The 25,194-nt window shown below is 72.0% G+C and carries 25 protein-coding genes; 6 read left to right on the forward strand and 19 right to left on the reverse strand.

Annotation, left to right across the window (positions count from 1 at the left end; genetic code table 11):
- Window positions 1-94: 94 nt before the first annotated feature.
- Together HUN58_RS02355 and radA are read left to right on the forward strand one after the other, a co-directional pair.
- Window positions 95-1,120 (forward strand): SGNH/GDSL hydrolase family protein, encoded by a 1,026-nt coding sequence (locus tag HUN58_RS02355; protein ID WP_167509966.1) that lies wholly within the window; start codon window positions 95-97, stop codon window positions 1,118-1,120.
- A 10-nt stretch (window positions 1,121-1,130) separates the two neighbouring features.
- Window positions 1,131-2,492, forward strand: a complete 1,362-nt coding sequence (gene radA, locus HUN58_RS02360; RefSeq protein ID WP_180225844.1) for a DNA repair protein RadA — start codon at window positions 1,131-1,133, stop codon at window positions 2,490-2,492.
- Between the two features lie 226 nt (window positions 2,493-2,718).
- Here the strand turns inward: radA and HUN58_RS02365 are convergent, their stop codons facing one another.
- Window positions 2,719-3,102 carry an SseB family protein gene (locus tag HUN58_RS02365; RefSeq protein ID WP_114850646.1) on the reverse strand — a complete coding sequence of 128 codons (384 nt, stop codon included), beginning with the start codon at window positions 3,100-3,102 and terminating at the stop codon, window positions 2,719-2,721.
- Between the two features lie 381 nt (window positions 3,103-3,483).
- Here HUN58_RS02365 and HUN58_RS02370 point away from each other — a divergent pair, with 381 nt between their 5' ends.
- Complete coding sequence (locus tag HUN58_RS02370) at window positions 3,484-3,690, forward strand: cold-shock protein (protein WP_022904520.1); 207 nt, start codon at window positions 3,484-3,486, stop codon at window positions 3,688-3,690.
- A gap of 228 nt (window positions 3,691-3,918) precedes the next feature.
- Here HUN58_RS02370 and HUN58_RS02375 read toward each other — a convergent pair whose 3' ends face one another.
- Together HUN58_RS02375 and HUN58_RS02380 are read right to left on the reverse strand one after the other, a co-directional pair.
- The gene (locus HUN58_RS02375) at window positions 3,919-4,605 is read right to left on the reverse strand and encodes a hypothetical protein (protein ID WP_180225845.1); all 687 of its coding nucleotides are present in this window, start codon (window positions 4,603-4,605) and stop codon (window positions 3,919-3,921) included.
- 64 nt (window positions 4,606-4,669) lie between these two features.
- Window positions 4,670-5,212 carry an amino-acid N-acetyltransferase gene (locus HUN58_RS02380; protein WP_180225846.1) on the reverse strand — a complete coding sequence of 181 codons (543 nt, stop codon included), beginning with the start codon at window positions 5,210-5,212 and terminating at the stop codon, window positions 4,670-4,672.
- A 124-nt stretch (window positions 5,213-5,336) separates the two neighbouring features.
- Between HUN58_RS02380 and HUN58_RS02385 the strand changes: the two genes are divergently transcribed.
- On the forward strand, window positions 5,337-5,789 hold the full coding sequence (locus tag HUN58_RS02385) for an SRPBCC family protein (protein ID WP_180225847.1): 453 nt from the start codon (window positions 5,337-5,339) through the stop codon (window positions 5,787-5,789).
- A gap of 112 nt (window positions 5,790-5,901) precedes the next feature.
- Window positions 5,902-6,705: a hypothetical protein gene (locus HUN58_RS02390; protein WP_180225848.1), complete on the forward strand. Its 804-nt coding sequence runs from the start codon at window positions 5,902-5,904 to the stop codon at window positions 6,703-6,705.
- A 307-nt stretch (window positions 6,706-7,012) separates the two neighbouring features.
- On the opposite strand, the gene HUN58_RS02395 is transcribed toward HUN58_RS02390, so the two are convergent.
- Complete coding sequence (locus HUN58_RS02395; protein WP_141859784.1) at window positions 7,013-9,532, reverse strand: ATP-dependent Clp protease ATP-binding subunit; 2,520 nt, start codon at window positions 9,530-9,532, stop codon at window positions 7,013-7,015.
- Between the two features lie 145 nt (window positions 9,533-9,677).
- Here HUN58_RS02395 and HUN58_RS02400 point away from each other — a divergent pair, with 145 nt between their 5' ends.
- The gene (locus HUN58_RS02400) at window positions 9,678-10,613 is read left to right on the forward strand and encodes an NAD(+)/NADH kinase (protein ID WP_175325450.1); all 936 of its coding nucleotides are present in this window, start codon (window positions 9,678-9,680) and stop codon (window positions 10,611-10,613) included.
- A 156-nt stretch (window positions 10,614-10,769) separates the two neighbouring features.
- On the opposite strand, the gene HUN58_RS02405 is transcribed toward HUN58_RS02400, so the two are convergent.
- From HUN58_RS02405 to HUN58_RS02465, 15 genes are all read right to left on the reverse strand, one after another.
- Window positions 10,770-11,840 (reverse strand): sigma-70 family RNA polymerase sigma factor, encoded by a 1,071-nt coding sequence (locus tag HUN58_RS02405; RefSeq protein ID WP_180225849.1) that lies wholly within the window; start codon window positions 11,838-11,840, stop codon window positions 10,770-10,772.
- Window positions 11,841-12,186: 346 nt separating this feature from the next.
- On the reverse strand, window positions 12,187-12,318 hold the full coding sequence (locus HUN58_RS20885) for a hypothetical protein (protein ID WP_257222155.1): 132 nt from the start codon (window positions 12,316-12,318) through the stop codon (window positions 12,187-12,189).
- Between the two features lie 63 nt (window positions 12,319-12,381).
- Complete coding sequence (locus HUN58_RS20890; RefSeq protein ID WP_257222156.1) at window positions 12,382-12,513, reverse strand: hypothetical protein; 132 nt, start codon at window positions 12,511-12,513, stop codon at window positions 12,382-12,384.
- Between the two features lie 42 nt (window positions 12,514-12,555).
- Window positions 12,556-12,759, reverse strand: coding sequence for a hypothetical protein (locus HUN58_RS02410; protein WP_058742233.1), 204 nt, complete (start codon window positions 12,757-12,759; stop codon window positions 12,556-12,558).
- A gap of 91 nt (window positions 12,760-12,850) precedes the next feature.
- On the reverse strand, window positions 12,851-14,353 hold the full coding sequence (gene lysS, locus HUN58_RS02415; protein ID WP_141859778.1) for a lysine--tRNA ligase: 1,503 nt from the start codon (window positions 14,351-14,353) through the stop codon (window positions 12,851-12,853).
- Between the two features lie 137 nt (window positions 14,354-14,490).
- The gene (locus HUN58_RS02420) at window positions 14,491-15,165 is read right to left on the reverse strand and encodes a class F sortase (protein WP_180225850.1); all 675 of its coding nucleotides are present in this window, start codon (window positions 15,163-15,165) and stop codon (window positions 14,491-14,493) included.
- Complete coding sequence (wecB, locus tag HUN58_RS02425) at window positions 15,162-16,289, reverse strand: non-hydrolyzing UDP-N-acetylglucosamine 2-epimerase (RefSeq protein ID WP_254631600.1); 1,128 nt, start codon at window positions 16,287-16,289, stop codon at window positions 15,162-15,164. The genes HUN58_RS02420 and wecB overlap by 4 nt, the downstream gene beginning before the upstream one ends.
- On the reverse strand, window positions 16,286-18,043 hold the full coding sequence (locus HUN58_RS02430; RefSeq protein ID WP_180225851.1) for a hypothetical protein: 1,758 nt from the start codon (window positions 18,041-18,043) through the stop codon (window positions 16,286-16,288). The genes wecB and HUN58_RS02430 overlap by 4 nt, the downstream gene beginning before the upstream one ends.
- On the reverse strand, window positions 18,036-18,884 hold the full coding sequence (locus HUN58_RS02435; protein WP_180225852.1) for a septum formation family protein: 849 nt from the start codon (window positions 18,882-18,884) through the stop codon (window positions 18,036-18,038). The genes HUN58_RS02430 and HUN58_RS02435 overlap by 8 nt, the downstream gene beginning before the upstream one ends.
- The gene (gene xrtS / locus HUN58_RS02440; protein WP_180225853.1) at window positions 18,884-19,567 is read right to left on the reverse strand and encodes an exosortase S; all 684 of its coding nucleotides are present in this window, start codon (window positions 19,565-19,567) and stop codon (window positions 18,884-18,886) included. Before xrtS ends, HUN58_RS02435 begins: the two co-directional genes overlap by 1 nt.
- Before the next feature lies 1 nt (window position 19,568).
- Entirely contained in the window at window positions 19,569-20,927 is a 1,359-nt protein-coding gene (locus tag HUN58_RS02445; RefSeq protein ID WP_180225854.1) for a glycosyltransferase family 2 protein, read from the reverse strand.
- A gap of 266 nt (window positions 20,928-21,193) precedes the next feature.
- Complete coding sequence (locus HUN58_RS02450; RefSeq protein ID WP_058742264.1) at window positions 21,194-21,379, reverse strand: hypothetical protein; 186 nt, start codon at window positions 21,377-21,379, stop codon at window positions 21,194-21,196.
- Window positions 21,379-22,572: a choice-of-anchor G family protein gene (locus tag HUN58_RS02455; protein WP_114850635.1), complete on the reverse strand. Its 1,194-nt coding sequence runs from the start codon at window positions 22,570-22,572 to the stop codon at window positions 21,379-21,381. The genes HUN58_RS02450 and HUN58_RS02455 overlap by 1 nt, the downstream gene beginning before the upstream one ends.
- A 196-nt stretch (window positions 22,573-22,768) precedes the next feature.
- Window positions 22,769-23,461, reverse strand: coding sequence for a Rossmann-like and DUF2520 domain-containing protein (locus tag HUN58_RS02460; protein WP_254631601.1), 693 nt, complete (start codon window positions 23,459-23,461; stop codon window positions 22,769-22,771).
- Window positions 23,458-25,188, reverse strand: coding sequence for a PH domain-containing protein (locus tag HUN58_RS02465; RefSeq protein WP_180225855.1), 1,731 nt, complete (start codon window positions 25,186-25,188; stop codon window positions 23,458-23,460). The genes HUN58_RS02460 and HUN58_RS02465 overlap by 4 nt, the downstream gene beginning before the upstream one ends.
- Between the last annotated feature and the right edge of the window lie 6 nt (window positions 25,189-25,194).

Below are 25,194 nucleotides of genomic sequence, written 5' to 3' on the forward strand. Positions count from 1 at the left end.
CGGCCACCCTCCACAGGCGGTGCTGTCCGACCTCCTGTCCACAGTCCAGCTCGGCCGGAGTCGAGGACGAGCCGGCCCGCGTACCGTCCTCGGCATGAGAACGCGCACCATCGTCGCCCTGCTCACCTCGGTCCTCGGCGGACTCGCCGTCGTGGGGGGTGGGCTCTTCGGCGCCCGTGCCGGGGTCCGCGGGCAGCGCGCCGCTGCGCAGCGGGTGGTCGACATGCTGCCCGTGCACGCGGACTGGTGGCGGGAGCGCCTGCAGCACGATGGCCAGCTGACTTACCTGGCGATCGGCGACTCGGCGGCGCAGGGCGTCGGAGCGACGACGCCGGCACGCGGGTACGTGGGGCTCCTGGCACGCCGGATCCGACACCGGTCGCGGATGTCCGTGCGCGTGGTCAACCTCAGCGTCTCGGGGTCGACGACGTGGGGGGCGAAGAACGACCAGCTCCCGAAGCTCCGGAACCACACCCCGGACATCTGCACGGTGTCGATCGGCGCCAACGACATCGCGGACTTCCACCCGGACAAGTTCGAGCGGAACATCCGGGCGATCTACAGCGCGGTGCCCTCCCACGCGATCGTCGCGGAGCTGCCGTGCATGTTCGTGCCGGACCGGGAGCGCAAGGTGGCGGTGGCGAACGAGATCGTCCACCGGGTCGCCGACGAGCTCGGGCTGACCGTGGCACCGCTGCACGTCATCACGAAGCGCGTGGGGCTTCGTCGCACGTTCTTCAACAGCTACGGCGACCTGTTCCACCCGAACGACCGCGGCTACGAGATCTGGGCGAGCGCGTTCGAGCCCGCGGTGGACGCCCGGGTGGACACGGTGGCGGCGATCCGGCAGTACCTGTCCGCGCGAGAGGCCGAGGACCTCGGGCGCGAGGCCGGCGCGGTCGCCACTGCGCGTGCGGAGCAGGACACAGAGCACGCGGCGGAGCTCGACCACAGCGAGCGACCGGGGCGGGTGGAGCGGCTCCGGCATCGGATGACGGGCTCGATCCCGCTGCCGCACCAGCAGGAGAGCGAGAGCGAGAACGAGGGCAGCACCAGCATCAGCTCCCACTCCGACACCGCCCCGGGCCGGCGGACGGGTGATGTCGGCGGAGCGGCCTAGCCTCGACGTCATGGCGCGCACCCAGTCCCTGTACCGCTGCTCGGAGTGCGGGTGGAGCAGCATCAAGTGGGTCGGCCGCTGCGGCGAGTGCCAGGCGTGGGGCACGGTCGAGGACACCACCGCTGCGGCCGCGAGCTCCCGCGGCACCGCTCCGGTCGCCGTCGCCGGAGCACGGGTGGCCCGTCCGATCACCCAGGCGACCGGCACCGTCGTGCAGCGGTGGAACACGGGCATCGGCGAGTTCGACCGCGTCCTCGGCGGCGGCATCGTCCCCGGCGCAGCCGTGCTGCTGTCGGGCGAGCCGGGTGTGGGCAAGTCGACGCTGCTGCTCGAGGTCGCCTCGCGCGCGGCGGCGACGGGGAAGCGCGTCCTCTACGTCAGCGCCGAGGAGTCCGTCGACCAGGTCCGACTCCGCGCCGAGCGCACGAACGCCATGCACGACGAGCTCTACCTGGCGAGCGAGGTCGACCTCGGCGTCATCCTCGGCCAGATCGACCAGGTCCAGCCCGACCTGGTCATCGCGGACTCGGTGCAGACGATCTCGTCGAGCACCGTCGACGGCATCGCGGGCGGGACCTCGCAGGTGCGGGAGGTCGCGTCCACGCTCATCCGGGTGGCGAAGGAGCGGGCGCTGCCGGTTCTGATCGTCGGGCACGTCACGAAGGACGGCACGATCGCGGGGCCGCGGCTCCTCGAGCACCTGGTGGACGTGGTGTGCCACTTCGAGGGCGACCGCCAGACCGCGCTCCGTTTCGTCCGGGCGCTCAAGAACCGCTTCGGTCCGACCGACGAGGTCGGCTGCTTCGACATGGCCGGCGACGGCATCCACGAGGTCCCGGACCCCAGCGGACTGTTCATGTCGCGCAACGGCACCCCGGTGTCCGGCACGTGCGTCACCGTGGCGATGGAGGGGCGTCGGGCCCTGCCGGTCGAGGTGCAGGCCCTCGTGGTGCCGAGCTCCGCACCCCAGCCGCGCCGCGTGGTCAACGGGGTCGACGCGTCCCGGGTCGCGATGCTCCTCGCCGTGCTCGAACGTCGTGCCGGGCTGAAGCTCTCCGACGCCGACGTGTACGTGTCGACGGTCGGCGGCATGAAGCTCACCGAACCGGGCGCCGACCTGGCGATCGCCCTCGCGCTCGCGAGCGCCGCGCGGGACCGCCCGTACCCGCACACGCTCGCGGCGGTCGGCGAGATCAGCCTCGCCGGCGAGATCCGGCCGGCCACGGGGGCGAAGCAACGGGCGAGCGAAGCCGCACGACTCGGCTTCACGACGGTGCTCGGCGCGGGGTCGGAGCACCTCCGCGAAGCGCTCCGGGTGGCCTTCTCGATGACGCAGTCCGCGCGCGAACGCGAGCTCGACCGGGCGTTCTGACCCGGCGCACGCCAGCCCGGCCACCGGAGGAAGCAACCGGCGGGACGGGGGCGATCCGATCCTCCAGGCCGGAGCGGCCGACTGCCGCAACAGCCGACCCTGCCAACCCTGCCGACCCTGCCGACCCTGCCGACCCTGCCGACCCTGCCGACTGACGCGACTACCGGACCACCGGACCGCCGCGACCGTCGGACCAGCCGCACTGGCAGGACCGACCCCGACCGCGTCAGGCGCGCAGCGCCGCCAGCAGGTCCGCAGGGGTCGACTGCATCGTGTGCGGCCCGGCGATGTCGAAGAACACACCCTCGAGCGAGTCGAGGTGCGCAGCGAGGAACTCCTCGAGCCGGGGCCCGTCGTAGACCATGACCTGCCGGATCTTCTCGTCCGGCACCATCGCCGTGTACGCGTCCGCGGACGAGAACAGCAGCAGGATCCGCTTGTCGGACCCCTCGCGGCCGAAGACGCGCACCTGCATGTCCTTCTTGCCCGTGACGAGCCGCGGCACGATCACGATGTCGTTGCGCAGGGCGAACGCCACCGCTGCCACGTCCTGCTTTGCGAGGGCCTCCTCGAGCTGCTCGCTCCGGAAGCGCTGTTCCTTGTCTGCCATCGCCTCTAGTCCACCACTTCCGCGGCGCTCCCGTGACCGCACCACGCGCCGCTCGGACGGCGCGGGACTGCGGAAAGCGGCGGTGGAACGCTGTCCTCGTGCACAGATGTCGTCACGGGACTCCCGCTGGGGCCGTTCGGCACGGTAGGTTGGTCACAACCGCCTCGGCGGGAGTCCATCGTTCTTCTGGTGCTCTGCACCTTCGAGCGCCAACGGTCACTGACCCTCTCAGGTCGCCTGGCCCCGAACCCGTTCCGCCGGCCCATGCCCGCGGGGCGCATCGATCTGACGACAATCCGTCGGTGGATCGGCGGCAGTACGTGTCGCCTCGCAAGACAGGCAGCGATATCTCGCCTGGCAAGAAAGTAAGGAAACGCCATCATGGCAACTGGCACCGTCAAGTGGTTCAACAACGAAAAGGGCTTCGGCTTCATCGCTCCGGACGACGGCAGCGCCGACGTCTTCGCGCACTTCTCCGCGATCGCTGGCAACGGCTACAAGTCGCTCGAGGAGAACCAGAAGGTGGAGTTCGAGATCACCGAGGGCCGCAAGGGCCCGCAGGCGGAGAACATCTCCGTCATCGGCTGATCACCTCAGCTTCTCGAACGGGCTCGTCGTCTTCGGACGGCGGGCCCGTTCTGCGTTCCCGGGCGGTCACGGCGCTCGCGCCGCCCGCACCGTCGCCGTGCCGCCGCCGCGCACGGAACCACGGAAGCGACGTCGAACCAGCGGAAGCGCCTGGTTCGACGTCGGAAACCTGGTTCGACGCGCAACGCACGCCGCCGACACGCGACGCCACCGCCGGCCGCCAGCGCCTCAGTTCAGGACGAACTGCGCCGACTTCTCCGACTTCAGGTCCCCCACCGCCACCTGCAGGTGGTAACTCGCACCCCCACCGGTGACCGCCGGACGGGACGAGTCGCACGTGGTCGTCGACGAGCGCGTCCGGTCCCACGTGATCGACGGCGTCGTCAGGGTCTGCCCGGCCTTGATCGTGACGTCCTGGTTCGTGCCGTTCGTCTGGCAGTCCTTCGACGACCAGTACTGCTCGTCACCGGAGCTGATCGTCAGCACCTGCTGCGCCGAGCCGAGGTCCATGTGGCAGGCGTCCGAGCCGGTGTTCGTGATCGACATCGCGATCTTCGGGTCCTCGGTGGGGCCGTACACGGTCTTGTCCAGCACGGCGGCGAGCGTGATCTGGTCCGCCGAGCAGGTCGACCCGGATCCGGACGCCGCCGCAGAAGCCGATGCGGACGGCGCAGCAGGAGCGGAAGCAGCAGAGTCGGCTGCGGAACCGGCAGCACCGCCGGTCGAACCCGCTGCCGAACCCGATGCCGACGCCGTCGCCCCGGGCGCCGACGCCGAGGACGCCCCGCTCCCCCGGCCGACCACGATCAGGACGACCACGACGACGATGAGCAGCAGGACCCCGCCGACGAGCGCACGACGACGCCAGTAGACACCGGACGACTGGGGGCCGACGGGGTGGCGGAACGAGGACATGCGCACAGGGTAGGACGGGATCGCCCCACGCCCGGGACGCGACGCCGAGGCACCGTCGAAAGCGTCAGAGGATCTTCAGCATGCGGGTGTTGCCGAGGGTGTTCGGCTTGACCCGGGCCAGGTCGAGGAACTCGGCGACCCCTTCGTCCGACGAGCGCACGAGCTCGGCGTAGACGTCCGGCGACACGACCTGCTCACCGATCTCCAGGTACCCGTGCTTCGCGAAGAACTCGACCTCGAACGTCAGGCAGAAGATCCGGGCGACGCCGAGCTCACGGGCGTCGTGCTCGAGCGCCTCGAGCATCCGGTGTCCGACGCGCTTGTGGATCCACCGCTCGTCGAGGGCGAGCGTCCGCACCTCGGCGATGTCGTCCCAGAACACGGCGAGGGCGCCGCACCCGATCGGCACGCCGTCGGGCCCCTCGGCGATCCGGAACTGCTGGATCGACCCGTACAGCGCGACGTTCTCCTTGCCGAGCAGGATGCGCCGGTCGACGTACGGCGCGATGAGCCGCTGGATGTGCGGCACGTCCGACGCGAGCGCCGGTCGCACGCGGATCCCGTGCTCGTCCTGTTCGTCGAACGCGTGCTTGGCGTGTCCAGTCATCCGTTCGAGCATAGGACGCCCGCCGCCAGCCCGCCGCCCGAGCAGGGGGACACCGCCCTGGAGGCCGCCCAGCCGTCCGCGCCTACCGTCCCAGGTGTACCCAGGACCGAACGAAGGAGCGAGCATGCCCCAGATCATCGAGACCGTCGACGTCAGCGTCCCCGTCCGCCAGGCCTACGACCAGTGGACCCGGTTCGAGGAGTTCCCCACCTTCCTCGACGAGGTCGAGAAGATCGTCCAGGTCGACGACAAGACCACCGACTGGACCGTCAAGGTGGCCGGCCAGGAGCGCGACTTCCGCGCCGTCATCACCGAGCAGCACCCGGACGAGCGCGTCGCGTGGACCGTCAAGGACGGCGAGGTCGAGCACGCCGGCGTGGTCACCTTCCACAAGCTGTCGGACAGCGAGACGCGGGTCACGGCGCAGATCGACTGGGAGCCCACGGGCCTGCTCGAGAAGCTCGGCTCCGCTGTCGGCGTCGGCGGGCACGCCGTCAAGAAGGACCTGCAGAACTTCAAGGAGCGCGTCGAGAACGCACCGACCGAGCCGGGCTGGCGCGGCGACGTCCAGGCCTGAGACGGTCCGGACCCACTGACGAACGGGAGGCGCGGTGCCGGCTGGCACCGCGCCTTCCGTCCGTCCGTGGTCGCGCCGTGCCCGCGCACCCGGCGGTGGCAGAGTGGGCACCATGAAGCTCCTGCGCACCGCACTCACCGGCACGGTCATCGCGAGCGCGGGCAGCGTGGCCCTCGGGGCGGCTGCCGCGCGGCGACTCCTCCGTCCCGCGCCGTTCACCCCGCCGGAGTCCGAGCTCGTGTACGCCGACGAGCAGGACGTCCCGGGCATCGAACCCGACGGGGTCGCCGAGACGCACGTGGTGCACGTCCACGGCCAGTCGATCGGCCCGCAGCAGGTGCTCCGTGGTCTGCGGGTCTGGCGGTCGCTCGGTGCCTCGAACCAGGTCGTCGACACGACGGACCTGCCGCTGCGCTCCCTCGACCCGGCGGCCGTCGACCGGATCGCCGCCGCGGCCCACGCCGCCCGCGCCCGCGGTGCCCAGCGCGTCGTGCTGCAGGGCTGGTCCGCCGGGGCCCTCGCCGCGTCCGCCGCCGCGGCCCGCACCTCCGTGGACGGCATCGTCGGCGTCGCCCCGCTGCTCGACGTCCGCTCGGCACTCCGCGGGGCGGTCACGGCCGCACGCTTCCCGGCCGCCGTCGGCACGGTCGCCGTCCGGGTCGCCACGACCCCCGGGCTCAGCCGTCTGGCGGGCGTGCCGCATCCACTGACCGTGACGCGGTGGCAGGACGACGGGACGCCGACGCTCCTACTGCACTCGGCCGCGGACGCCCTCGTCGCCGCGGACGACGTCGCCCGCCTGGCGGCACGGGGTGCCCGCGTCGAGACCTTCCGCGACGCCCGGCACACCCTGGAGTGGAACGAGGACCCGGACCGCTGGGAGGGCGCCGTCCGCGCCTTCGCTGCGGCGCTCTGATCCCGCCCGCGCACGTGCAAGTGGCCCCGGTCCGAAGGACCGGGGCCACTGACGTCCGACCTGTTGGGGGGAACCAGCCGGACATCGTGCACGAGGCGTTGGGGGGAACCCTCGCACTCCCAAGATGCTACCCCCGGACGGGGGTCCGGTCCGGCGCGAGCCGGATCACGCACATCGGAACCACGAACGGACGGGCGCGCCCCGCTGAGTGGCAACGCGAAGCGTTGCGCGGGGCGCGCCGACTGAGCCTGCGAAGGAGGGCGGTGCCATCTGGCACCGCCCTCCTGTGGTCTGGTCTGATCCGGTCCTAGGACTCGATCTCGCCCTGCGGGGTCTCCGGCGCCTTCTCGAGCGTCGGCGCCCCGGCGAGGACCTCCTCGCGACCCGGCTGACGCCCGGTCTCGAACTGGAACGTCCCCTCGGCGAAGTCGACCTTCACGTGGTCGCCGGCGTTGAGCTCACCCTGCAGGATGTGCTCGGACAGCTGGTCCTCGACCTCGTGCTGCATCGCGCGGCGGAGCGGCCGGGCACCGAGTGCCGGGTCGAAGCCGACCTTGATGAGCTGCTCCTTGGCGGCGAGCGTGAGCTCCACCGTCATGTCGCGGTCGAGCAGGCGGTCCGCCAGGCGCTTCACGAACAGGTCCACGATCTGCAGCAGCTCGGACTGCGAGAGCTGCGGGAACACGATCGTGTCGTCGACGCGGTTCAGGAACTCGGGCTTGAAGTGCTTCTTGAGCTCCTCGTTCACCTTCGAGCGCATGCGGTCGTAGCCGACGGCCGAGTCACCCTCGACCTGGAAGCCCACCGGGCCACCGGCGATGCCCTGCGAACCGAGGTTCGTGGTCATGATGATGACGGTGTTCTTGAAGTCGACCACGCGGCCCTGACCATCGGTCAGGCGACCCTCTTCGAGGACCTGCAGCAGCGAGTTGAAGATGTCCGGGTGGGCCTTCTCGATCTCGTCGAACAGGACCACGGAGAACGGCTTGCGACGCACCTTCTCGGTGAGCTGGCCGCCCTCCTCGAAGCCGACGAACCCGGGAGGGGCACCGAACAGCCGCGAGACGGTGTGCTTCTCGCCGAACTCCGACATGTCGAGGGAGATCAGTGCGCCCTCGTCGTCGAACAGGAACTCCGCGAGGGCCTTGGCGAGCTCGGTCTTCCCGACGCCCGTGGGGCCGGCGAAGATGAACGAGCCGGAGGGACGGTTCGGGTCCTTCAGGCCGGCACGGGTGCGGCGGATCGTCTTGGAGAGGGCCGAGATGGCCTCTTCCTGGCCGATGACGCGCTCGTGCAGGGCCTTCTCCATGAAGACGAGCCGCGAGGTCTCCTCTTCCGTGAGCTTGAAGACCGGGATGCCCGTGGCCTGCGCCAGGACCTCGGCGATGATGCCCTCGTCGACGGTGCCGGAGGCGGCGACGTCACCCGCACGCCACTGCTTCTCGAGGCGGAGACGCTCGCCGAGGAGCTTCTTCTCCTCGTCGCGCAGGCTCGCGGCCTTCTCGAAGTCCTGCTCCTCGATCGCGGCTTCCTTCGACCCGCGGACCGTCGAGATCTTCTCGTCGAACTCACGGAGCTCCGGCGGCGCCGACAGGATCGACAGGCGGAGACGTGCACCGGCCTCGTCGATCAGGTCGATGGCCTTGTCCGGCAGGAAGCGGTCCTGCACGTAGCGGTCCGCCAGGTTCGCCGCGGCGACGATCGCACCGTCGGTGATGGACACCTTGTGGAACGCCTCGTACTTGTCGCGGAGGCCCTTGAGGATGTTGATCGCGTGCGGCAGCGACGGCTCGTTCACCTGCACCGGCTGGAAGCGACGCTCGAGTGCGGCGTCCTTCTCGAAGTGCTTGCGGTACTCGTCGAGCGTGGTCGCACCGACCGTCTGCAGCTCACCGCGGGCGAGGAGCGGCTTGAGGATCGACGCGGCGTCGATCGCGCCCTCGGCAGCACCGGCACCGACGAGCGTGTGGATCTCGTCGATGAAGACGATGATGTCGCCGCGGGTGCGGATCTCCTTCGTGACCTTCTTCAGGCGCTCCTCGAAGTCACCGCGGTAGCGGGAGCCGGCGATGAGCGACCCGAGGTCGAGCGAGTAGAGCTGCTTGTCCTTCAGCGTCTCCGGGACGTCGCCCTTGACGATCGCCTGCGCGAGGCCCTCGACGACCGCGGTCTTGCCGACGCCCGGCTCACCGATCAGGACGGGGTTGTTCTTGGAGCGGCGGGAGAGGATCTGCATGACCCGCTCCATCTCCTTCTCGCGCCCGATGACCGGGTCGAGCTTGCCGTCGCGCGCCGCCTGGGTCAGGTTCCGACCGAACTGGTCGAGGACCTGCGACCCCTGCTGGGCGTTCTGCTGCGTCTCGCCGCCGACTGCGACCGCTTCCTTGCCCTGGTAACCGGACAGGAGCTGGATGACCTGCTGGCGGACGCGGTTGAGGTCCGCGCCGAGCTTGACGAGCACCTGTGCGGCGACGCCCTCGCCCTCGCGGATGAGGCCGAGCAGGATGTGCTCGGTGCCGATGTAGTTGTGGCCGAGCTGCAGCGCCTCGCGCAGGGACAGCTCGAGCACCTTCTTGGCGCGCGGCGTGAACGGGATGTGCCCGGTCGGCTGCTGCTGCCCCTGCCCGATGATGTCCTGGACCTGCTCGCGGACGGCATCGAGCGAGATGCCGAGCGACTCCAGCGCCTTGGCGGCGACGCCCTCGCCCTCGTGGATGAGGCCGAGGAGGATGTGCTCGGTGCCGATGTAGTTGTGGTTGAGCATCTTCGCTTCTTCTTGAGCGAGGACGACAACACGACGGGCTCGGTCGGTGAATCTCTCGAACATGTGCTCTCCCTTGCCGGGCTCGTGGGAGCTCGGTGACGTACATCGAGACTAACCAGCGGACCCCCGGAGGGCTGCCCCTGTTCGCCGTGGGCGTGACCTCGCTTCGCCCAGTGGGCAGGCGGGGTGTGGTGGGTACCCTCAGGGCATGGAGCAGCCCGTCGTCGGCCTCGTCGTCCACCCCACCAAGAACGTGCAGGAGTCCGTCGCGACCCTGCAGCGGTGGAACGCCTCCGGACAGGGGCGGCTCGTCGCACGCCGCTCGGACGCGCAGCGCCTCGGCGGCGGGGTGGACGTGGTGGAGGAGGACGACTTCACCGACCAGATCGACCTCGTCGTGGCGCTCGGCGGGGACGGCACGATGCTCGGGGCCATGCGCCTGGTGGCCAAGCGCCCGGTACCGGTGCTCGGCGTCAACTACGGCAACGTGGGGTTCCTCGTCGAGATCGAGCCGCCGGAGCTCGAGGCCGCGCTCGACCGGCTGTCCGCCGGCGAGTACCAGCTCGAGCCGCACCACGCGCTCGAGGCCCGGCTGTCCTGGAGCGGTGCACGGACCGACTACCTGGCGTTCAACGACCTCACCGTGGTGCGACGTCCCGGCGCCGGCCAGGTCTCCGCCGACCTGAGCGTCGGTGGGCTCGGCTACGGCTACTACCGCGCGGACGCCATCGTCGCCGCCACCCCGGCCGGGTCCACCGCGTACAACTACGCGGCCGGCGGTCCCGTGCTCTCCCCCGCGCTCTCCGGTTCCGTCGTGACCCCGGTGGCGCCGATGGCCGGGATCGACCGCGCCGTGGTGCTCGCTGCGCGGGAGCGCTACCGACTCGACATCGCCGAGGGCACGAGGAGCGCCGCACTCGAGGTCGACGGACTCGTCGTCGGCGAGGTCGCGACCGGGGCGCAGATCGACGTCCGGCTGCGGAAGGACGCCGCGAGCGTGGTCCGCCTGGACGCCGAGCGGCACGGACGCACCGGCCGGGTGAAGCTCAGCCTGCTCGACCTGCCGGTCCGCCCGGACCAGCTCATCGAGCTCATCCCGCAGGACCTGCGGCAGCGGTTGAACCGCGACCTCGAGGACGGCTGACGACCGGTCGGCTGCCAGGACTCGTCGGCAGACGGACGAGTGGCCCGCCCAGGCAGTGCCTGGACGGGCCGTCCCATCACCCCACCGGACCGCCTTCCCACAGGACGGCCCGGTTCCCCGTGCCGGCACTGACGCGCCGGCCGAAGCCTGCTGACCTCAGTCGGTCAGGTACAGCTGCATGTCCTGGCTCACGGCCTTCGCGAACAGGCGCAGCTTCGCACGGGACTCGACGCGGCTGACCGCCTGTCGGGTCGTGTGCACGATCTTCGAGATCTCGTCGAGCGTCATCGGCTTGTCGTCGTCCAGGCCGTAGCGCATCCGGATGACGTTCGCCTCGTCGCTCGGCAGCTCCGCGACGATCGAGCGGATGTCGCGGTGCAGGAGCGTCGTCTCGGTGAGCTCGTTCGGGCTCGCGGCGTCCTCGTCCTCGATGAAGTCGCCGAGCTCGCTGTCGTCCGAGTCGCCGACCACGGTGTGGATCGAGACCGGCTCGTGCGAGCGGCCCTTCAGGTCGAGGAGCTCCTCGGTGCTCATGCTGAGCTCCGCGGCGACCTCGTCGGGCATCGGCGCGCGGCCGAGGTCGACGGTCAGGTCGCGTTCGGTGCGCGAGATCTTGTTGATGAGCTCGACGGTGTGCACCGGGATGCGGATCGTCCGGGCCTTGTCGGCGAGACCGCGCGAGATGGCCTGGCGGATCCACCAGGTGGCGTACGTCGAGAACTTGTAGCCCTGCGTGAAGTCGAACTTCTCGACGGCACGCACGAGGCCCAGGTTGCCCTCCTGGATGACGTCCATGAACGGCAGGCCGCGCTGCGAGTACCGCTTCGCGATGCTCACGACGAGGCGGAGGTTCGAGGTGATCATGCGCTCCTTGGCGCGTTCACCGTCGCGGACGAGCCAGCGCAGCTCGCGCTGCAGGGTCTTGTCGATGCCGGGCCCCGTGGCGAGCTTCTCCTCGGCGAACAGGCCGACCTCGATGCGGCGGGCGATGTCCGCCTCTTCCTCGGCGGTGAGGAGCGAGAGGCGGCCGATGTGGCGCAGGTAGTCGCCGACCTGGTCGACCGAGGCGCCGCGGACACCCGCGAGCTGCTCGTCGGCTTCGACCTCGGTGTCGAGCGTGGTGGTCTCCACCGCGGCGTCCGCGGTCTTCGCTGCTGCAGCCTTCTTGGTGCGGCGCGCGGTGGTGCCAGTGGTCGTCGTCTTCGGTGTTGCGGTCGCGATCGTCATGGTGACTCTCCCTGCGGTTCGACGGTGATGGCCTCGGTGGGGGGTGTTGACGAGTAAAGCGGTCCCGAGGTGTACCCCACAAACCGATCGGATCGATTCCCAGGGAACCTCGTGCTTCACCGCCGGAACTGTCCCCCGCGGGGTACGTCCTGGTCGACAGCATGGTCCGCCTCGATGCCCGGGCGCAAGGGGATGTCGCCGTGTTTCCGGTGTTGCAGGGGTGTTTCATCAACGTTGCCGAGGGTGTACCCCGGTCGACCGCGTCCCGTGGACACGAAAACGGGGTACGTCGGCCGGGATCGGTTCGATCCGGCGTGACGTACCCCGAAGGAGGACGATCTGGGGTTCACCAGGAGGGCTCGAGCCACCCGTCCCGTCGCTTCGAGACCTCGAGGTCGGCGTCGCGGTCGAACTCGTCGTACTCGCTCTCGATGTCGCCGACGAGGCTGCGACCGGTGAAGACGTGCGTGGTGGACATGCCGACGATGCTCACGCCGCCGGGCGACGGCGCGGTGAACGGCCGGTGGCCGGGAGCGGACGGTCAGACGTCCACGTCGTCCTCGTCGAGGTCGTCGAGGTCGTCCTCGTCGTCCAGCCAGGACGCGTCGCGGACCGCGTCGGGCAGCACCGGATGTCCGAAGGCGTCCTCGGCGTCGAGCTCTGCGGGATCCACCGCGTCAGTGCACCACCGACGGGTGAACGCGGGGTGAAGCGGCTACTCGGCCGAGGTCGGTGCCGGGGCGGGACGGCCGTGCTCGCGCTCGAAGCGGGCGCGCTCCTCGGCCTCGACCTTCGCGTAGGCCGCGCGCTCCGTCCGGTCGGCCCGCATGATCGCGCGCATGACGAACCAGAAGATGAGGCCGACGACGATCGTCGGCGTCACGGCGAAGATGATCCCGGTCACGACTCCCTGCGGCACCCGGCGATCATAACCCGGCCGACCGTGGGAGGCGCCGTGCGGGGCGGACCCGCACCGCGCCTCCAGGCCGGGCGGGACGTGACCGGTCCGTCTACTTGACCAGCGGGAACAGGATCGTCTCGCGGATGCCGAGCCCGGTGATCGCCATCAGGAGGCGGTCGATGCCCATGCCCATGCCGCCCGACGGGGGCATGGCGTGCTCGAGGGCACGGAGGAACTCCTCGTCGACGCGCATCGCCTCGGGGTCGCCGCCCGCGGCGAGCTTCGCCTGCTCGACGAAGCGCTCACGCTGCACGACCGGGTCGACGAGCTCCGAGTAGGCCGTCGCGAGCTCGAAGCCGCGGACGTACAGGTCCCACTTCTCGACCACGCCGGGACGCGTGCGGTGCTGCCGCGTGAGGGGCGAGGTGTCGACCGGGAAGTTCATCACGAACGTCGGGGCGTACAGCTCGTCCCCGTTGAAGTGCTCCCACAGCTCCTCGACGTACTTGCCGTGCGTGGCGTGCGCGACTTCGACGCCCTCGGCGTCGGCGAGCGCCTGCAGCTCCGACAGCGGGGTCTCCGGGGTGATCTCGTGACCCGACGCCTCGGACAGGGACTCGTACATGTCCATGCGCGCCCAGTCGCCACCGAGGTCGTAGTCGGAACCGTCCGGCAGCGTGACGACGAGCGAGCCGCCCGTGACGGCCTTCGCGGCGTTCTGGACGAGCTCCTGCGTCAGGTCGGCCATCTGCTCGTAGTTGCCGTACGCCTGGTAGGCCTCGACCATCGCGAACTCGGGCGAGTGCGACGAGTCGGCGCCCTCGTTCCGGAAGTTGCGGTTGATCTCGAAGACGCGGTCGATGCCGCCGACGACCGCGCGCTTGAGGAACAGCTCGGGCGCGATGCGCAGGTACAGCTCGGTGTCGAACGCGTTCGAGTGCGTGACGAACGGTCGGGCGGAGGCGCCACCGTGCTGCGTCTGGAGCATCGGGGTCTCGACCTCGAGGTACTCGTGGCCGGTGAAGGTGCTGCGCAGGGACGCCATCACCGCGGCACGGGCACGGACGGTCGCGCGGGCCTGGTCGCGGACGATGAGGTCGAGGTACCGCTGACGGACCCGGGTCTCCTCGTTGAGCTCGTTGTGCAGGTTCGGCAGGGGCAGGATCGCCTTGGCCGCCATCGCCCAGTCGTCGACCATGATCGACAGCTCGCCGCGGCGCGAGGAGATCACGCGGCCGTGCACGAAGACGTGGTCACCGAGGTCGACGAACTCCTTCCAGCGGGCCAGGGACTCGTCGCCGACCTCGGCCAGCGAGACCATGGCCTGGATGCGGGAGCCGTCGCCGGACTGCAGGGACGCGAAGCAGAGCTTGCCGGTGTTGCGGGAGAACACGATGCGGCCGGCGATGCCGACGACGTCCTGGGTCTCCTCGCCGGTCTCGAGGTGGGCGTACTGCTCGCGGACCGCGGGGATCGTCGTGGTGATCGGGAGCTCGGCGGGGTAGGCGTCGATACCGGCGTCGAGGAGCTTCGTCCGCTTGTCGAGCCGGACCTGTCGCTGCTCGCTGGTCTCCTCGGCGGACAGGGCTTCTGCGGCGGTCTCTTCGCTCATTGCTGGTGCGGCTCCGATGGGGTCGTGGGGGACGCTCCGATGGTACCCGGCGCTTCGCGCTCGGACGGGCGCTCGTCGGCGCGGGCGGCCGCACGGCGGCGGGCGGCCGCACGGCGAGGCGCGGGCGTTCGCCCTCGTCAGGGGGCCAGGCGCGCCTCGACCACGAAGTTGTCGCGGGACGGGCCGCCGTCCGGTCGTTCCAGGCAGGTGATGACCACGAGCCGGCCCGGGACGTCCGCCCACACCGTGGCGTCGCCGCTGATCGACGGCTTCGGCACCGTCCTGGTCCCCGTCACGACGTAGCGGGCGCCCGCGACCTCGACGGCGTCGCCGGCCCCCACCCGGGACGTGCCCGACGCCGTGTCGTACAGCGCGTTGCCCGGACCGACCCCGCCGCCGCGCAGGGAGTGCATCGCGACGAAGACCGTGCCGCGCTCCGGGGTCCGCACGCCGGTGCCGAGGTCCCGGATCCAGAACGCGTCCGTGAAGGTCGGCGGCTGGACCTCGTGGTCGACCGTGACGAGGGACCGCAGTGGGACGTCGAGCCCCACGGACGGCACCCGGAACGCGTCGCCGTCCGCGGCCCGGACGGCCATCCGGCGCACGGCGGCCGGGGACGGTGCGAGCCCGGGGGCAGCGTCGACACGGTTGCCCCGGAGGTCGGGGAGCGACGGGGTCGCCGGCGGACGCTCCCCCTGTTGGACGATCCCGACGACGCCGACCACGACGAGCACGCCGGCGACCAGGAGCGCAGCCGTCGTCGCGAGCCGCCGACCACGTCCCGGTCCGCCCGGGCCGCCGGGGCGGGTCATACGGCGCGGTCCCCGAGCACGGCGCGCACCACCTCGTGCACCCGTTCCGCGGCGCGTCCGTCGCCGTAGGGGTTCACCGCGCGGCCCATGGCCCGGTACCGGTCGTCGTCGTCGAGGAGCGCGGCCAGTTCGGCCCGGACGACCGCGCGGTCGGTGCCGATCAGCCGGGAGGCGCCGGCCTCCAGTGCCTCGGGCCGCTCGGTGGTGTCCCGCGTCACGAGGACGGGGGTGCCGAGCGTGGGTGCCTCCTCCTGCACGCCGCCGGAGTCCGTCACGATGCAGTGCGCGACCTGCATCGCCCGGCAGAACGTCGGGTAGTCCAGGGGTGCGTCGACGAGGACGTGGTCGAGACCGGCGAACGCGGGCTCGATCGCCGCGCGGACGATCGGGTTCGGGTGCAGCGGCGCCCAGACGAACACGTCGTCGCGGTCGCGGACGGTGTCGGCGATGCCCGCGGCCGTGTCGGTGAGTCCGCTCTCCCACGACTCACGGCGGTGACCCGTGACGAGCACCAGACGGCGTCCGGCGTCGAGCGCGGCCTGCACGGGCGCCGGGAGCGCCGGAGGCGTCGCGTCGAGGGTGTGCAGGAGCGCGTCGATCACGGTGTTGCCCGTCACGTGCACGGCCGCGTGGTCGGCGCCCTCGGCGAGCAGACGGTCGGCGGCACGCTGCGTCGGGGCGAAGTGGACCGAGGCGAGTTGCCCGATGACCCGGCGGTTCGCCTCCTCCGGCCAGGGCGACCACAGGTCCGCCGACCGCAGCCCGGCCTCGAGGTGTGCGACCTCGACGTGTGCGTAGTGGGCGGCGAGCGCCGTCACCGCGGCGGCCGAGGTGTCCCCGTGCACGAGCACCAGGTCCGGGCGACGTCGGGCGATGACCGCGCCGACCGCCGTCATCGTCCGGGTGGCGAGGGCGGTGAGGTCCTGCCCGGGCACCGCGACGTCGAGCCGCTCGTCCGGGTCGAAGTCGAAGGTCGCGTACACGGGCTCGAGGAGTCCGGCGTGCTGGCCGGTGTCGACGACCGTCGTGTCGATCGAGCGGTCGGAGCGGAGTCGTCGCACGACGGGAGCGACCTTGATGGCCTCCGGACGCGTCCCGAAGACGACCATGACGTGCGGGTTCACCGGTGACCTCCCGGTCCGGTCGGTCGGAGCGACGAGACGTGCCGGGGCTCCTGGTGGGTGGTGCGCCGGACCGGGCCGGTCCGACGCCGTGCGCCGCGGGCGGACCCACTGCGCGGGGTGGCGATCCGCCGGGCGAGGAGCGCGGCGGACAGCGGGATGCTGACGAGCAGGAGCATGTTCAGCAGGTCGGTGACCAGCAGGTGCTTGTAGATCTCCGACGCCCCCTCCGAGAGCATCACGGCCCAGAACTGCGCCCAGGTCGCGACCGCGGTGACGACGACCGTCGCCCCGAAGGCCGCGGCACGGTCGCCGAGCTGCCGCCGCCGGAACGCGAGGCCGAGGCCGAGCGCGAGGGCGACGATCTGCAGCAGGACGATCGCCGACGGCACGGTCCCGAGGAGCGCCGACACGACCACGACGACGGGGAAGCGGTGCTCCTGCTGCCACGGCTCGGCACCGACGTCCGGTGGGTACGCACCGACGTAACCGAGCACCGGCTGCGTCATCGCCTCGAGCCCGCGGTCGGCCATCCCGACCAGTCGCGCCGGGTGCGTCGCGTAGAACAGGGCGATCCGGCCCTGGGAGACCTCGTCGGTGAACCGCGGGAAGTCCGGCCGGTGGACGGCCGCGTTCTCCGACGCCACCGTCGTGCCGCTGCTCGACGCCCAGTCGGCGGGCAGGCCGAACCAGCGGAGGTCGCCCTCGGGGTCCGGGCTGTGCGGGAGCATCTCGACGAAGACCGCGTTGTAGGTGTTGAGCAGTGTGAAGTGCCGCGGCTGGATCGCCGCGTACCCGACGGCGACCCCGGCGAGGGCGACCACGAGCGAGGCCCCGAGGAGACGGGGGACGACGCGGACGCGGGGACGCGGGCGCCCGGCGCGCGGGTCCGGGCCGCCCCGCCGGCGGCGCGCCTGCGCGACCGGGACGCCCCGCTCCCGGCGCGCCCGCAGCGGACGCCAGAACAGCGCGAGGGCCGCGGCGGGCAGGAGGGCGACCATCTGGGTCTTCGCGGTGATCGTGAACACCGTCGCGAGCGAGAAGAGCAGCATGCCCAGCCACGTCGGGTCGCCCCGCCGCCACATCGCCAGCAGGCAGACGACCATGGCCAGGACCCCGAGGAAGCACGCGGCCTCGGAGTACGGGGACACGAAGAACCGCGCGAAGACGCCGTCGCCGACGACCGCGACGACGAGGGCCGCGGCGATCAGCCGGAAGAGCGCACGTCCGGGCAGGAACGCCACGAAGAGCGCGACGAGCACCCCGAACACGAGCACGCAGACGATGCCGACTGCGCGGGTGTCGATGCCGGCGCCCCAGCCGAACAGCGGCGTCAGCACGACGGCCGGCCACACGAGCAGCATCTGGGACGACACGTAGGGTTCGCCGGACCCGCCTGCACCGCACGCCTCGCCCGCCCAGCGGTGCGGCACCCACTGCGTGAAGACGTACTGCGTGCTCGCGGCGTAGTCGTACGGGGCGGTGTTCGCGACCCCGAACGCGCACATCAGCCGCTGGCCGTCCCCCTGGTCCCCCATCCCGACGACGGTCGGGACGAACAGGTGCAGGAGCAGCACCGCGACGGCGAGGCACCCCGCGGCGACGGCCGTGGCCCACCGGCCCCGCGGGTCCTCGGCCGGCCCACCCGGGGCGATCCACCGCCAGACGAGCAGCAGCCAGGCGCTCGCGGCCCGCCGGGAACCGCGGGTCGCCGGCGCCGACGGGGTGGCGACCGGGGCGGGGGCCGTGTCAACCACGGCTGGTCGGGAGGAACGCTCCCGTGGTGAGTCCGGCACGACTGTCTCCTCCGACGGCGCAGTGCAGTGAGTGGGTCCCGTTGGTCTGCTGCACGGCCACGCCGGTGACGAACGTGGTCGGGTAGTCCCCGACGAAGGGGGAGCACATCCGCTCGACGTCCTGCTGCGTCGGGTCCCCGGTCGTGACGTCGAGCCAGGCGTTCACGTCCTGGCTGCTGTGCGGTGCCGAGCAGGGCACGGCCGTCCCGGTCGGCTCCCACGTGCCGTCCGGCCGAGCCTGCTGCCGGTAGCACTGCCGCACGTCGGCGGACGAGCGGGTGGGGAGCACGCCCTCGAGCGAGCGGGTCACGGTGCGCGGTCCGCCACCGGTGCCGACGAGGCCGACGGCGCACGTGACCGCGCGGTCGCCGTCCGCCCACTCGGCAGCGGTCGGCCAGTACGCCCAGGTGGCGAGCGGGACGACCCCGTCGCGTTCCGCGGCCCCGACGAACGCCCGCGCCTGCTCGTACCCGCACAGCCGGCTCGTCAGCCGCTGCAGGACCTGCTGCGTCGGACGCTCCCGCTGGTCGGCCGGGGACCCGGTCAGCTCGGTGGTCGCGGACACCTGCAGCGTGTGCTCGTCGTCGCAGTCGACCGCAGGGGCGCCCAGGCTGACCGCGGTGACCTCGGCGAGGTAGCGGAGGTCGAAGCAGGTGCCGACAGGCGCCGGGGTCGAGGCGGCCGGCGGCTGACGGTCGAGCACCCCGCACCCCGCGGTGGCGGCGACGACCAGGACGGCGGTGACCGCCCCGACGGCACGACCGAAGGTGCGGACCGTCGACGCTCCGAGCACCCGGCGCATCAGGCCCGCCGCCGCCCGGCGCGACGCACCCCGACGCCGGCGCCCGCGCCCGCCGCGTGTTCCGTGCCCGCGCGACGGGGCCCACCGTCGGCACGACGTGCCCGGCCGTCAGCACGACGGACCCGGGGCCCGCGCGTCCGGTCCGGCGCGGTCCCCCGGCGCCGACCCCGGACCGACACGACGATCTGCAGCAGCACCGCCCCGGCGAACCCGAAGATCACGAACAGCGACCCGACGTACTCGTGCACGACGTCGAAGCCCGCCGTGCCCCAGCGCTGCAGCGCCACCGACGACCCGACGTACCGGATGACGTTGCAGGCCACGGCGATCGCCAGCGCCCCGAGGAGCGCGAGGGCCGCTCGGCGGAACGGAACCGAGCCGAGCAGCATGAGCACGCCGCCGAGCGCCAGCAGCGGCACGAGCAGCACCACGGTCGAGCACATCGGCGTGATCTGGATGCCGTGCACGTCCTGCGTACCGATGCCGAAGTAGATGACGTCGACGGCCGCGTTCGACCGTCCGTCCGTGAACTGTCCGACCACCCAGGCCGTGACCTCGGCCTCGACCGCGCGGAAGGTCGGCTGGACGACGAGGAGCGCCGCGGCGAGCGCGAGGAGCAGCAGTCCGACGGCGCGGCGGGGGCCCGCGGACGAGACGACGGGGGCGGTCACGGCGTGCGACACGTCAGGCCTCCTTGGCGACGAACAGGTGGTCGGTCTCCGCGTTGCGACGGGTCTTCGCCCAGCCGTTGCGGGAGGTCAGGATGCGGGTGAAGGCCCGCGGCACGCAGACGTAGCTCTGGTACATGTAGATCCAGTAGCCGAGCGCCCACCCGAGGGTGGTACCGATCCCCGTCCGCTCCCCGATGTGCCGGCGGTAGATGAGCGGCCACAGCGCGAACGGCGCGATGCCGGTGATGACGACGAGCGGCAGGAGCCACCAGGCCTCGGCGAACCAGGCCCAGAAGGAGCCCTCGGAGACCGATCCCTGCGCGACCATCGCGACGAACACGGTCGGCCAGAGCAGGACACCGGCCATCTGCAGGTACGGCTGGACCAGGAAGTAGCTCGCCTCGAGCGCCCCGGCGTTGGTCACGTGCGGCGAGGTGAAGATCCGCAGGAGGTACCGCGCGCACTGCATGCCGCCCTGGCACCACCGCGTGCGCTGCGTGAGCAGGCGCCGGGTGCCGGGGAGGGCCTCTTGTTCGACGTGGGTGTCGTGCAGGTACACGTTCCGGAACCCGGCGAGCATCACGTGCACGCCGAGCTCGTAGTCCTCGAGCAGCGATCCGTGCCACGGCGTCCGCTCCCCCTGGGCGATGGCGTCGAGGGCGCTGAGCCGGGTGAACTGCCCGTTGCCGCCGAGCCCGACGGAGAGCGTCCGGCCGCGCAGGCACTGCATCGCGGCGATGGTCGTGCGGAACTCGATGTCCTGCATGCGGATCAGGTACCGGGACCACCAGCGGCCGAGCCGCCCGGGGGCCGCGCCGGCGGGGTCGCGGTCGTCGCGGTTCGACATCCACACCGCTGCCTGGCACGCGCCGGTCGCGGGGTTGCCGAACGCGTGGCGGCCGGCGGCCTGCCGGAGGGCGTTCTCGGCGAGGATCCCGTCCGCGTCGACGACCACGACGACGACCGCAGAACGGTCCGTCCCGGCCGGCAGCCACGCGTCGAGCTGGGCGTATGCGGCGTTCAGCGCGTCGCCCTTGCCGGTGCGCGCGGCCGGACGGCGGCGCTGCACGAGGTGCACGTGCGGGTCGACCGCCGCCCGCTCGGCGATGATCGCCGCGGACCGGTCGTCGCTGTCGTCGTCGATGACCCAGACGTGCATCGCCGGGAACCGGGAGCGCATCCGTTCGATGGTCCCGCCGATCACGACCTCTTCGTCGCGGCAGGGCACGAACGCGTGCCAGGTGAACGCGTCGGCGTCGCCCTCGCGGTCCGGGCGGCGCCGGAGGAACGGCACGAGGATGGCGAGGACGTAGGCCAGGAAGACCACGAGCAGGACGAAGGCGAGGATCTGCGCGGACTCGGTTGCGGTCACGGTGGACGGCTCCAGGGGGTTCGAGGCCCGTGGCACCGCGTCGTGCTGTCGACGCGGTGCCACGGGAGGGGCCGACCGTGGTGAGGGGTCGACCGCAGGTGCCGGACGGGTCAGGGGCCCGTCGGCGAGGGCCGGTGGCCGCCCGAGGGAGGGCGACCACCGGTGGGGACCGCAGGGCACGCTGTCGTGCGACGGTTCCCCCGAGGGGTGCGGCACCGTCCCGACACGGTGTCGCACCCGAGCGGTGCGGCGGTGGTCCCGGCGCGCTACCCGAGCGGGCCCGAACGCTGCTGGCGTCGTCGGTAGAGCGTCCGGATGCCGATGAAGGCCACGATCGCGATGCCCACCGCCAGCAGGAGGAACGGGCCGAAGGTGGTCTGCGACCCGGCGACGACCGCGCCGCCGGTCAGCACCGCGGGGCCGACGATCCCGCTGCCGCTGCCGGTGTACATCAGCGTGCGACCGCGAGGGCCTGACGACGACGGACCACCGTGAGGGCGAACGCCGCGGCGACGAGCAGACCGACACCGCCCGCAATCCCGGCCGAGGCGGGGTTCACGATCGGGACGGCGGCGCGACCGGCGTTCGGACCGACGGTCGCCGAGGCGATGTCGACCGTGGTGAGCGCTCCGGCGTTCAGCAAGCCGACGCGGAGTGCCGTCTCGGTGAAGGCACCGTCGGCGCCGTTCGTCTTGACGTTGACGTTGAGCTGCGCCAGGGCGTCGATCGCGGTGCCGAGTGCCGGCTGCACGGTGTTCGTGAGCGTGGCGAGGAGGCCGGGGACCAACGACAGGTTCCCGATGCCGGGGAGTGCGTTGACGGTGCTCGTCACCTTGGCGACGACCGCGGCCGGCACGTACTGCAGCAGGTTGGTCCCGGCCGGCAGCTGGTTGAGGTCGCTCACCCCCGCCGCGGCGAGGATGTCGGCCAGCGTGACCTGCACCGTGCCGTCCGCGTTGATCGGGTTCGTCCCGCCCAGGACGAACAGCGGCGCGAGGGCGGTCCGCAGGGACGCGAGCGTCGGCGAGAGCACCGTCCCGCCGACCGTCAGGTCCAGCGTCGACAGGTTGTACTGCCCGCTCTGGTTGCCGCTGACGTCCTGCGTGGCCGACGCGGCCAGCGCGCCGATGCGGGCGTCGAGGCTGACCGGCGCCGTGGCCGAGCCGACCCGGATCTGCGCGTTGCTGTTCGCCGCCGGAGCGCCGAGCGTGGACGGCGTGACCGTCACACCGGCACCGAGCAGGCTGGGCGCCTGGCTCACCGCGCCGGAGAACGCCGACGACGACCCGTCCGCGTTCGCCACCGCGTACTGCCCGACCGCGCCGAGCTGGATGATGCCGTTGTTGCCGAACAGGTTCACGCCACCGCTCTGCAGCCCCACGGACTGCAGGGCCGTGGCGTCGAGCGGGGTGTTCGCGACGACGTCCGCCGAACCGTCCGCGTTGACGGCCGATGCACCGCGGAGCGACGCGATCGAGTCGAGGGTGCCGGTGGTGAGCAGCGTGGTCGACACGAGCCGGCCGTTCGCCTGGGAGACCACGGGCGCTGCCTGCGCCGCGGTGGGGATGAGGAGGGTGAGCGCGACTCCGAGAGCGGTCGCCGAGGCGACCCCTGCGGAGGTCGCGGCAAGGGTGTGCCGCGTCATGGGGGAAACTCCATCTGATCTCTGGGTGAGGACCCGCCTGGTGAGAGCGAGCCGTGCGGATCCGCCTGGTGAGGACGGGTCCCGACCCGCTTCCGCTGGTGAGACGGAGGTGAGCCGGTCTCGACGCTAGCAGGATGCACAGGGAGAGCACGACCCCCGGTCCGTGCCCCTCTTCGGGGGTCGACGGTCGGGTCCGCTACAGCGCGGCCTGTCCGTCGGCCGCCGCGAGCGCGTTGTCGACCGCGGACCGCACCAACGCACCGAGTACCCGGCCCGGCCGCTCGACGCCGACCCCGGACAGCGTGCCGGCGGACTGGTCGACGATCGCGGTCGAGAACGACACCGCCGCACGCACGGCGTCGGCGTACGCGGGTCGGTCCTGCTCCGCGACGACGAAGGGCTCCGCCCCCATCTCGACGACCAGGGCCTGCGCGATCGGGAGCACGGGCGCCGGCGCGGTGACGGCGCAGTACGCGTCGCGGAGGCGCGTCAGGTCGACGCTCGTGCCCGTGAACGCCATCGCCGGGTGGATCGCGAGGGGGATCGCGCCGGCCGCGAGCGCCGGTGCGAGCACACCGACGCCGTGGTCCGGGCTGGTGTGCACGACGAGCTGCCCGGGCTGCCAGATCCCCGCGTCGGCGAGCCCCCGCACGAGCTCCGCCAGCTGGTCGTCGGGCACCGCGAGCAGGACGAGCTCGCTCCGCTCGACCAGGTCCGGGGTCGCCAGGACCGGGGCACCCGGGAGCATCGCCTCGGCCCGGTCGCGTCCCGCGTCCGACACGGCCGTCACCCCGACCACCGCGTGCTCCGCGTTCGCGAGCGCTGCGCCGAGGACCGGTCCCACCTTCCCCGCACCGACGACGCCGACCCCGAGTCGCCCCGCCCTCACCGTGCGGCTCCCGGTGTCGGGACGTCGCCCCAGCCGGGAGGCGCGGTGCGGCTCCCCGGGAACGCGTCGCCGGACGGGGTGGTCGCGCTGGTGCCCGACGTGGCGGGGCCGCGCCGTGCCTCCCGTTCGCGCCAGCGGTGTGAGGTGTCCGCCGCGGCCGCCTCGACCGCGCGGTGCGCGGTCTCCGACCACAGGCGCTGCGCGTCGCGCGCGTCGAGCGCGCCGACGCGCGCCGAGACCGGCCCGTGCACGGTGTGCACGTGTGCCGAGGCGAGCCGCAGCCAGCGCTCGAGGGGCCCCTGCTCGACCTTGACGCTCTGCACGCGGGGCAGCGGCACGATCACGAGCGACCGCCACACCGCACCGAGCCGGAGCAGCACCGCGCCCGGCACGAACCGGTAGCCGTTGCGGCGGAAGGACAGCGGGCGGAGCCACGCGCCCCGTCGGGGCGAGTGCACGAAGCCGCCGCGGTCGCCGGTCGTCGTGAGGCTCTCGTCGACGACGTCCACGGCCTCGGACGCGCCCTCGCGGAGTGCCGCGCGGGACGCCGACGGTCCGGCCACTGCCGTGCCGACGAGCCCGGGCAGGATGATGTCGAGGACCTGACGGACGTCCTCGGCCCGGCCCACCGGCAGCACGATCGACGATGCCTGCTGGTTGTTCGACGCACCGTTCCCGGCGTTCGTCGCCCGGTTGATGCGCACGTCCCACCACCCGAACGGCCGCCACAGCAGGGGCTGCGCCACGCTGACGGCGTGGATGCGTCCCGGCGGGAGCGTCTCGTTCGACGTGGAGACGAGCCCGAAGCCGATCCGGATGCCGTCTCGGGTGTCCGCGATCGTGTACTGCAGCGACCGGGAGAACTTCCGGACGTAGTACCCGCCCGCACCGATGACGGCGGGGAACAGGCCGAACAGGATCCCGTACTCGCCGGTGAGCGCGACGCTGACGATCATCGCGGCGACCGCCAGCAGGATGAACACCGTCGTGCCGGACAGCAGCATCGAGGCGATCAGCCGACCGGGGTGCACCTTCACGACGCGGGTTGCGTGCACGGCGCCCGGGTCGAGCTCGGGCGAGAACAGCTCCTCGACGCGGTCCTGCAGCGGGCCGTACGACGTGCGCTCCACCGCAGGGTCGTCGTCCTTCGCGCCGGAGGCGAGCACGAGGATGCGGGAGCGCAGGTCGTCCGCGGCCCGGGCCCCGAGGTACGCGAGCTGCACGTTCGCGTCGTTGCCGGCCTGGGCGATCTCGAGCTTCGCCGTGCCGACGATCCGCGGGATGATCGGCCGCGAGATGTTGATGCCCTGGATCCGGTCGAGCCGGGCCCGGCGGTTCGTGCGGAACAGGACGCCCGACCGCACCTCGACGATCTCGCCCGTGACACGGAACTCGTGCATCCGCCACGACAGGTAGAAGAGCCCGATCAGCACGATCAGCAGCACCACGATCCCGAGCAGCACCCACCCGACGGCGCCGTGCTCCCACACGTAGCGGACCGGGTCGCCGTCGTCCTGGGGACCTGCGCCGGGGATGACGAACTCGAGCAGCTGGTCGCGGAGGTTGTTCAGCACGTACCCGAGCACGACGATGAGCACGATGCCGCCCTTGAGGAGCGGTGTCAGCGGGTGCAGGCGGTGCCACTCGCCGTCGGTCAGGGGCGCTGCGGCGGCGGCGTCGCCCTTCGTGGGCGGTGCCGGTGGCGGCGGTCCGGGTCGGAAGGTCACGGTGCC

This window comes from Curtobacterium sp. Csp1 (genome assembly GCF_013347185.1).

Excerpts from the sequence above, each read along its gene's own strand:
- radA (WP_180225844.1), top strand. The coding sequence starts at position 1,131 with ATGGCGCGCACCCAGTCCCTGTACCGCTGCTCGGAGTGCGGGTGGAGC.
- HUN58_RS02385 (WP_180225847.1), top strand. The coding sequence starts at position 5,337 with ATGCCCCAGATCATCGAGACCGTCGACGTCAGCGTCCCCGTCCGCCAG.
- HUN58_RS02455 (WP_114850635.1), bottom strand. The coding sequence starts at position 22,572 with ATGACGCGGCACACCCTTGCCGCGACCTCCGCAGGGGTCGCCTCGGCG.
- HUN58_RS02405 (WP_180225849.1), bottom strand. The coding sequence starts at position 11,840 with ATGACGATCGCGACCGCAACACCGAAGACGACGACCACTGGCACCACC.
- HUN58_RS20885 (WP_257222155.1), bottom strand. The coding sequence starts at position 12,318 with ATGTCCACCACGCACGTCTTCACCGGTCGCAGCCTCGTCGGCGACATC.
- HUN58_RS02380 (WP_180225846.1), bottom strand. The coding sequence starts at position 5,212 with ATGACTGGACACGCCAAGCACGCGTTCGACGAACAGGACGAGCACGGG.
- HUN58_RS02400 (WP_175325450.1), top strand. The coding sequence starts at position 9,678 with ATGGAGCAGCCCGTCGTCGGCCTCGTCGTCCACCCCACCAAGAACGTG.
- HUN58_RS02365 (WP_114850646.1), bottom strand. The coding sequence starts at position 3,102 with ATGGCAGACAAGGAACAGCGCTTCCGGAGCGAGCAGCTCGAGGAGGCC.
- lysS (WP_141859778.1), bottom strand. The coding sequence starts at position 14,353 with ATGAGCGAAGAGACCGCCGCAGAAGCCCTGTCCGCCGAGGAGACCAGC.
- HUN58_RS02420 (WP_180225850.1), bottom strand. The coding sequence starts at position 15,165 with ATGACCCGCCCCGGCGGCCCGGGCGGACCGGGACGTGGTCGGCGGCTC.
- HUN58_RS02390 (WP_180225848.1), top strand. The coding sequence starts at position 5,902 with ATGAAGCTCCTGCGCACCGCACTCACCGGCACGGTCATCGCGAGCGCG.
- HUN58_RS02450 (WP_058742264.1), bottom strand. The coding sequence starts at position 21,379 with ATGTACACCGGCAGCGGCAGCGGGATCGTCGGCCCCGCGGTGCTGACC.
- HUN58_RS02435 (WP_180225852.1), bottom strand. The coding sequence starts at position 18,884 with ATGCGCCGGGTGCTCGGAGCGTCGACGGTCCGCACCTTCGGTCGTGCC.
- HUN58_RS02355 (WP_167509966.1), top strand. The coding sequence starts at position 95 with ATGAGAACGCGCACCATCGTCGCCCTGCTCACCTCGGTCCTCGGCGGA.
- HUN58_RS02375 (WP_180225845.1), bottom strand. The coding sequence starts at position 4,605 with ATGTCCTCGTTCCGCCACCCCGTCGGCCCCCAGTCGTCCGGTGTCTAC.
- HUN58_RS02370 (WP_022904520.1), top strand. The coding sequence starts at position 3,484 with ATGGCAACTGGCACCGTCAAGTGGTTCAACAACGAAAAGGGCTTCGGC.
- HUN58_RS02395 (WP_141859784.1), bottom strand. The coding sequence starts at position 9,532 with ATGTTCGAGAGATTCACCGACCGAGCCCGTCGTGTTGTCGTCCTCGCT.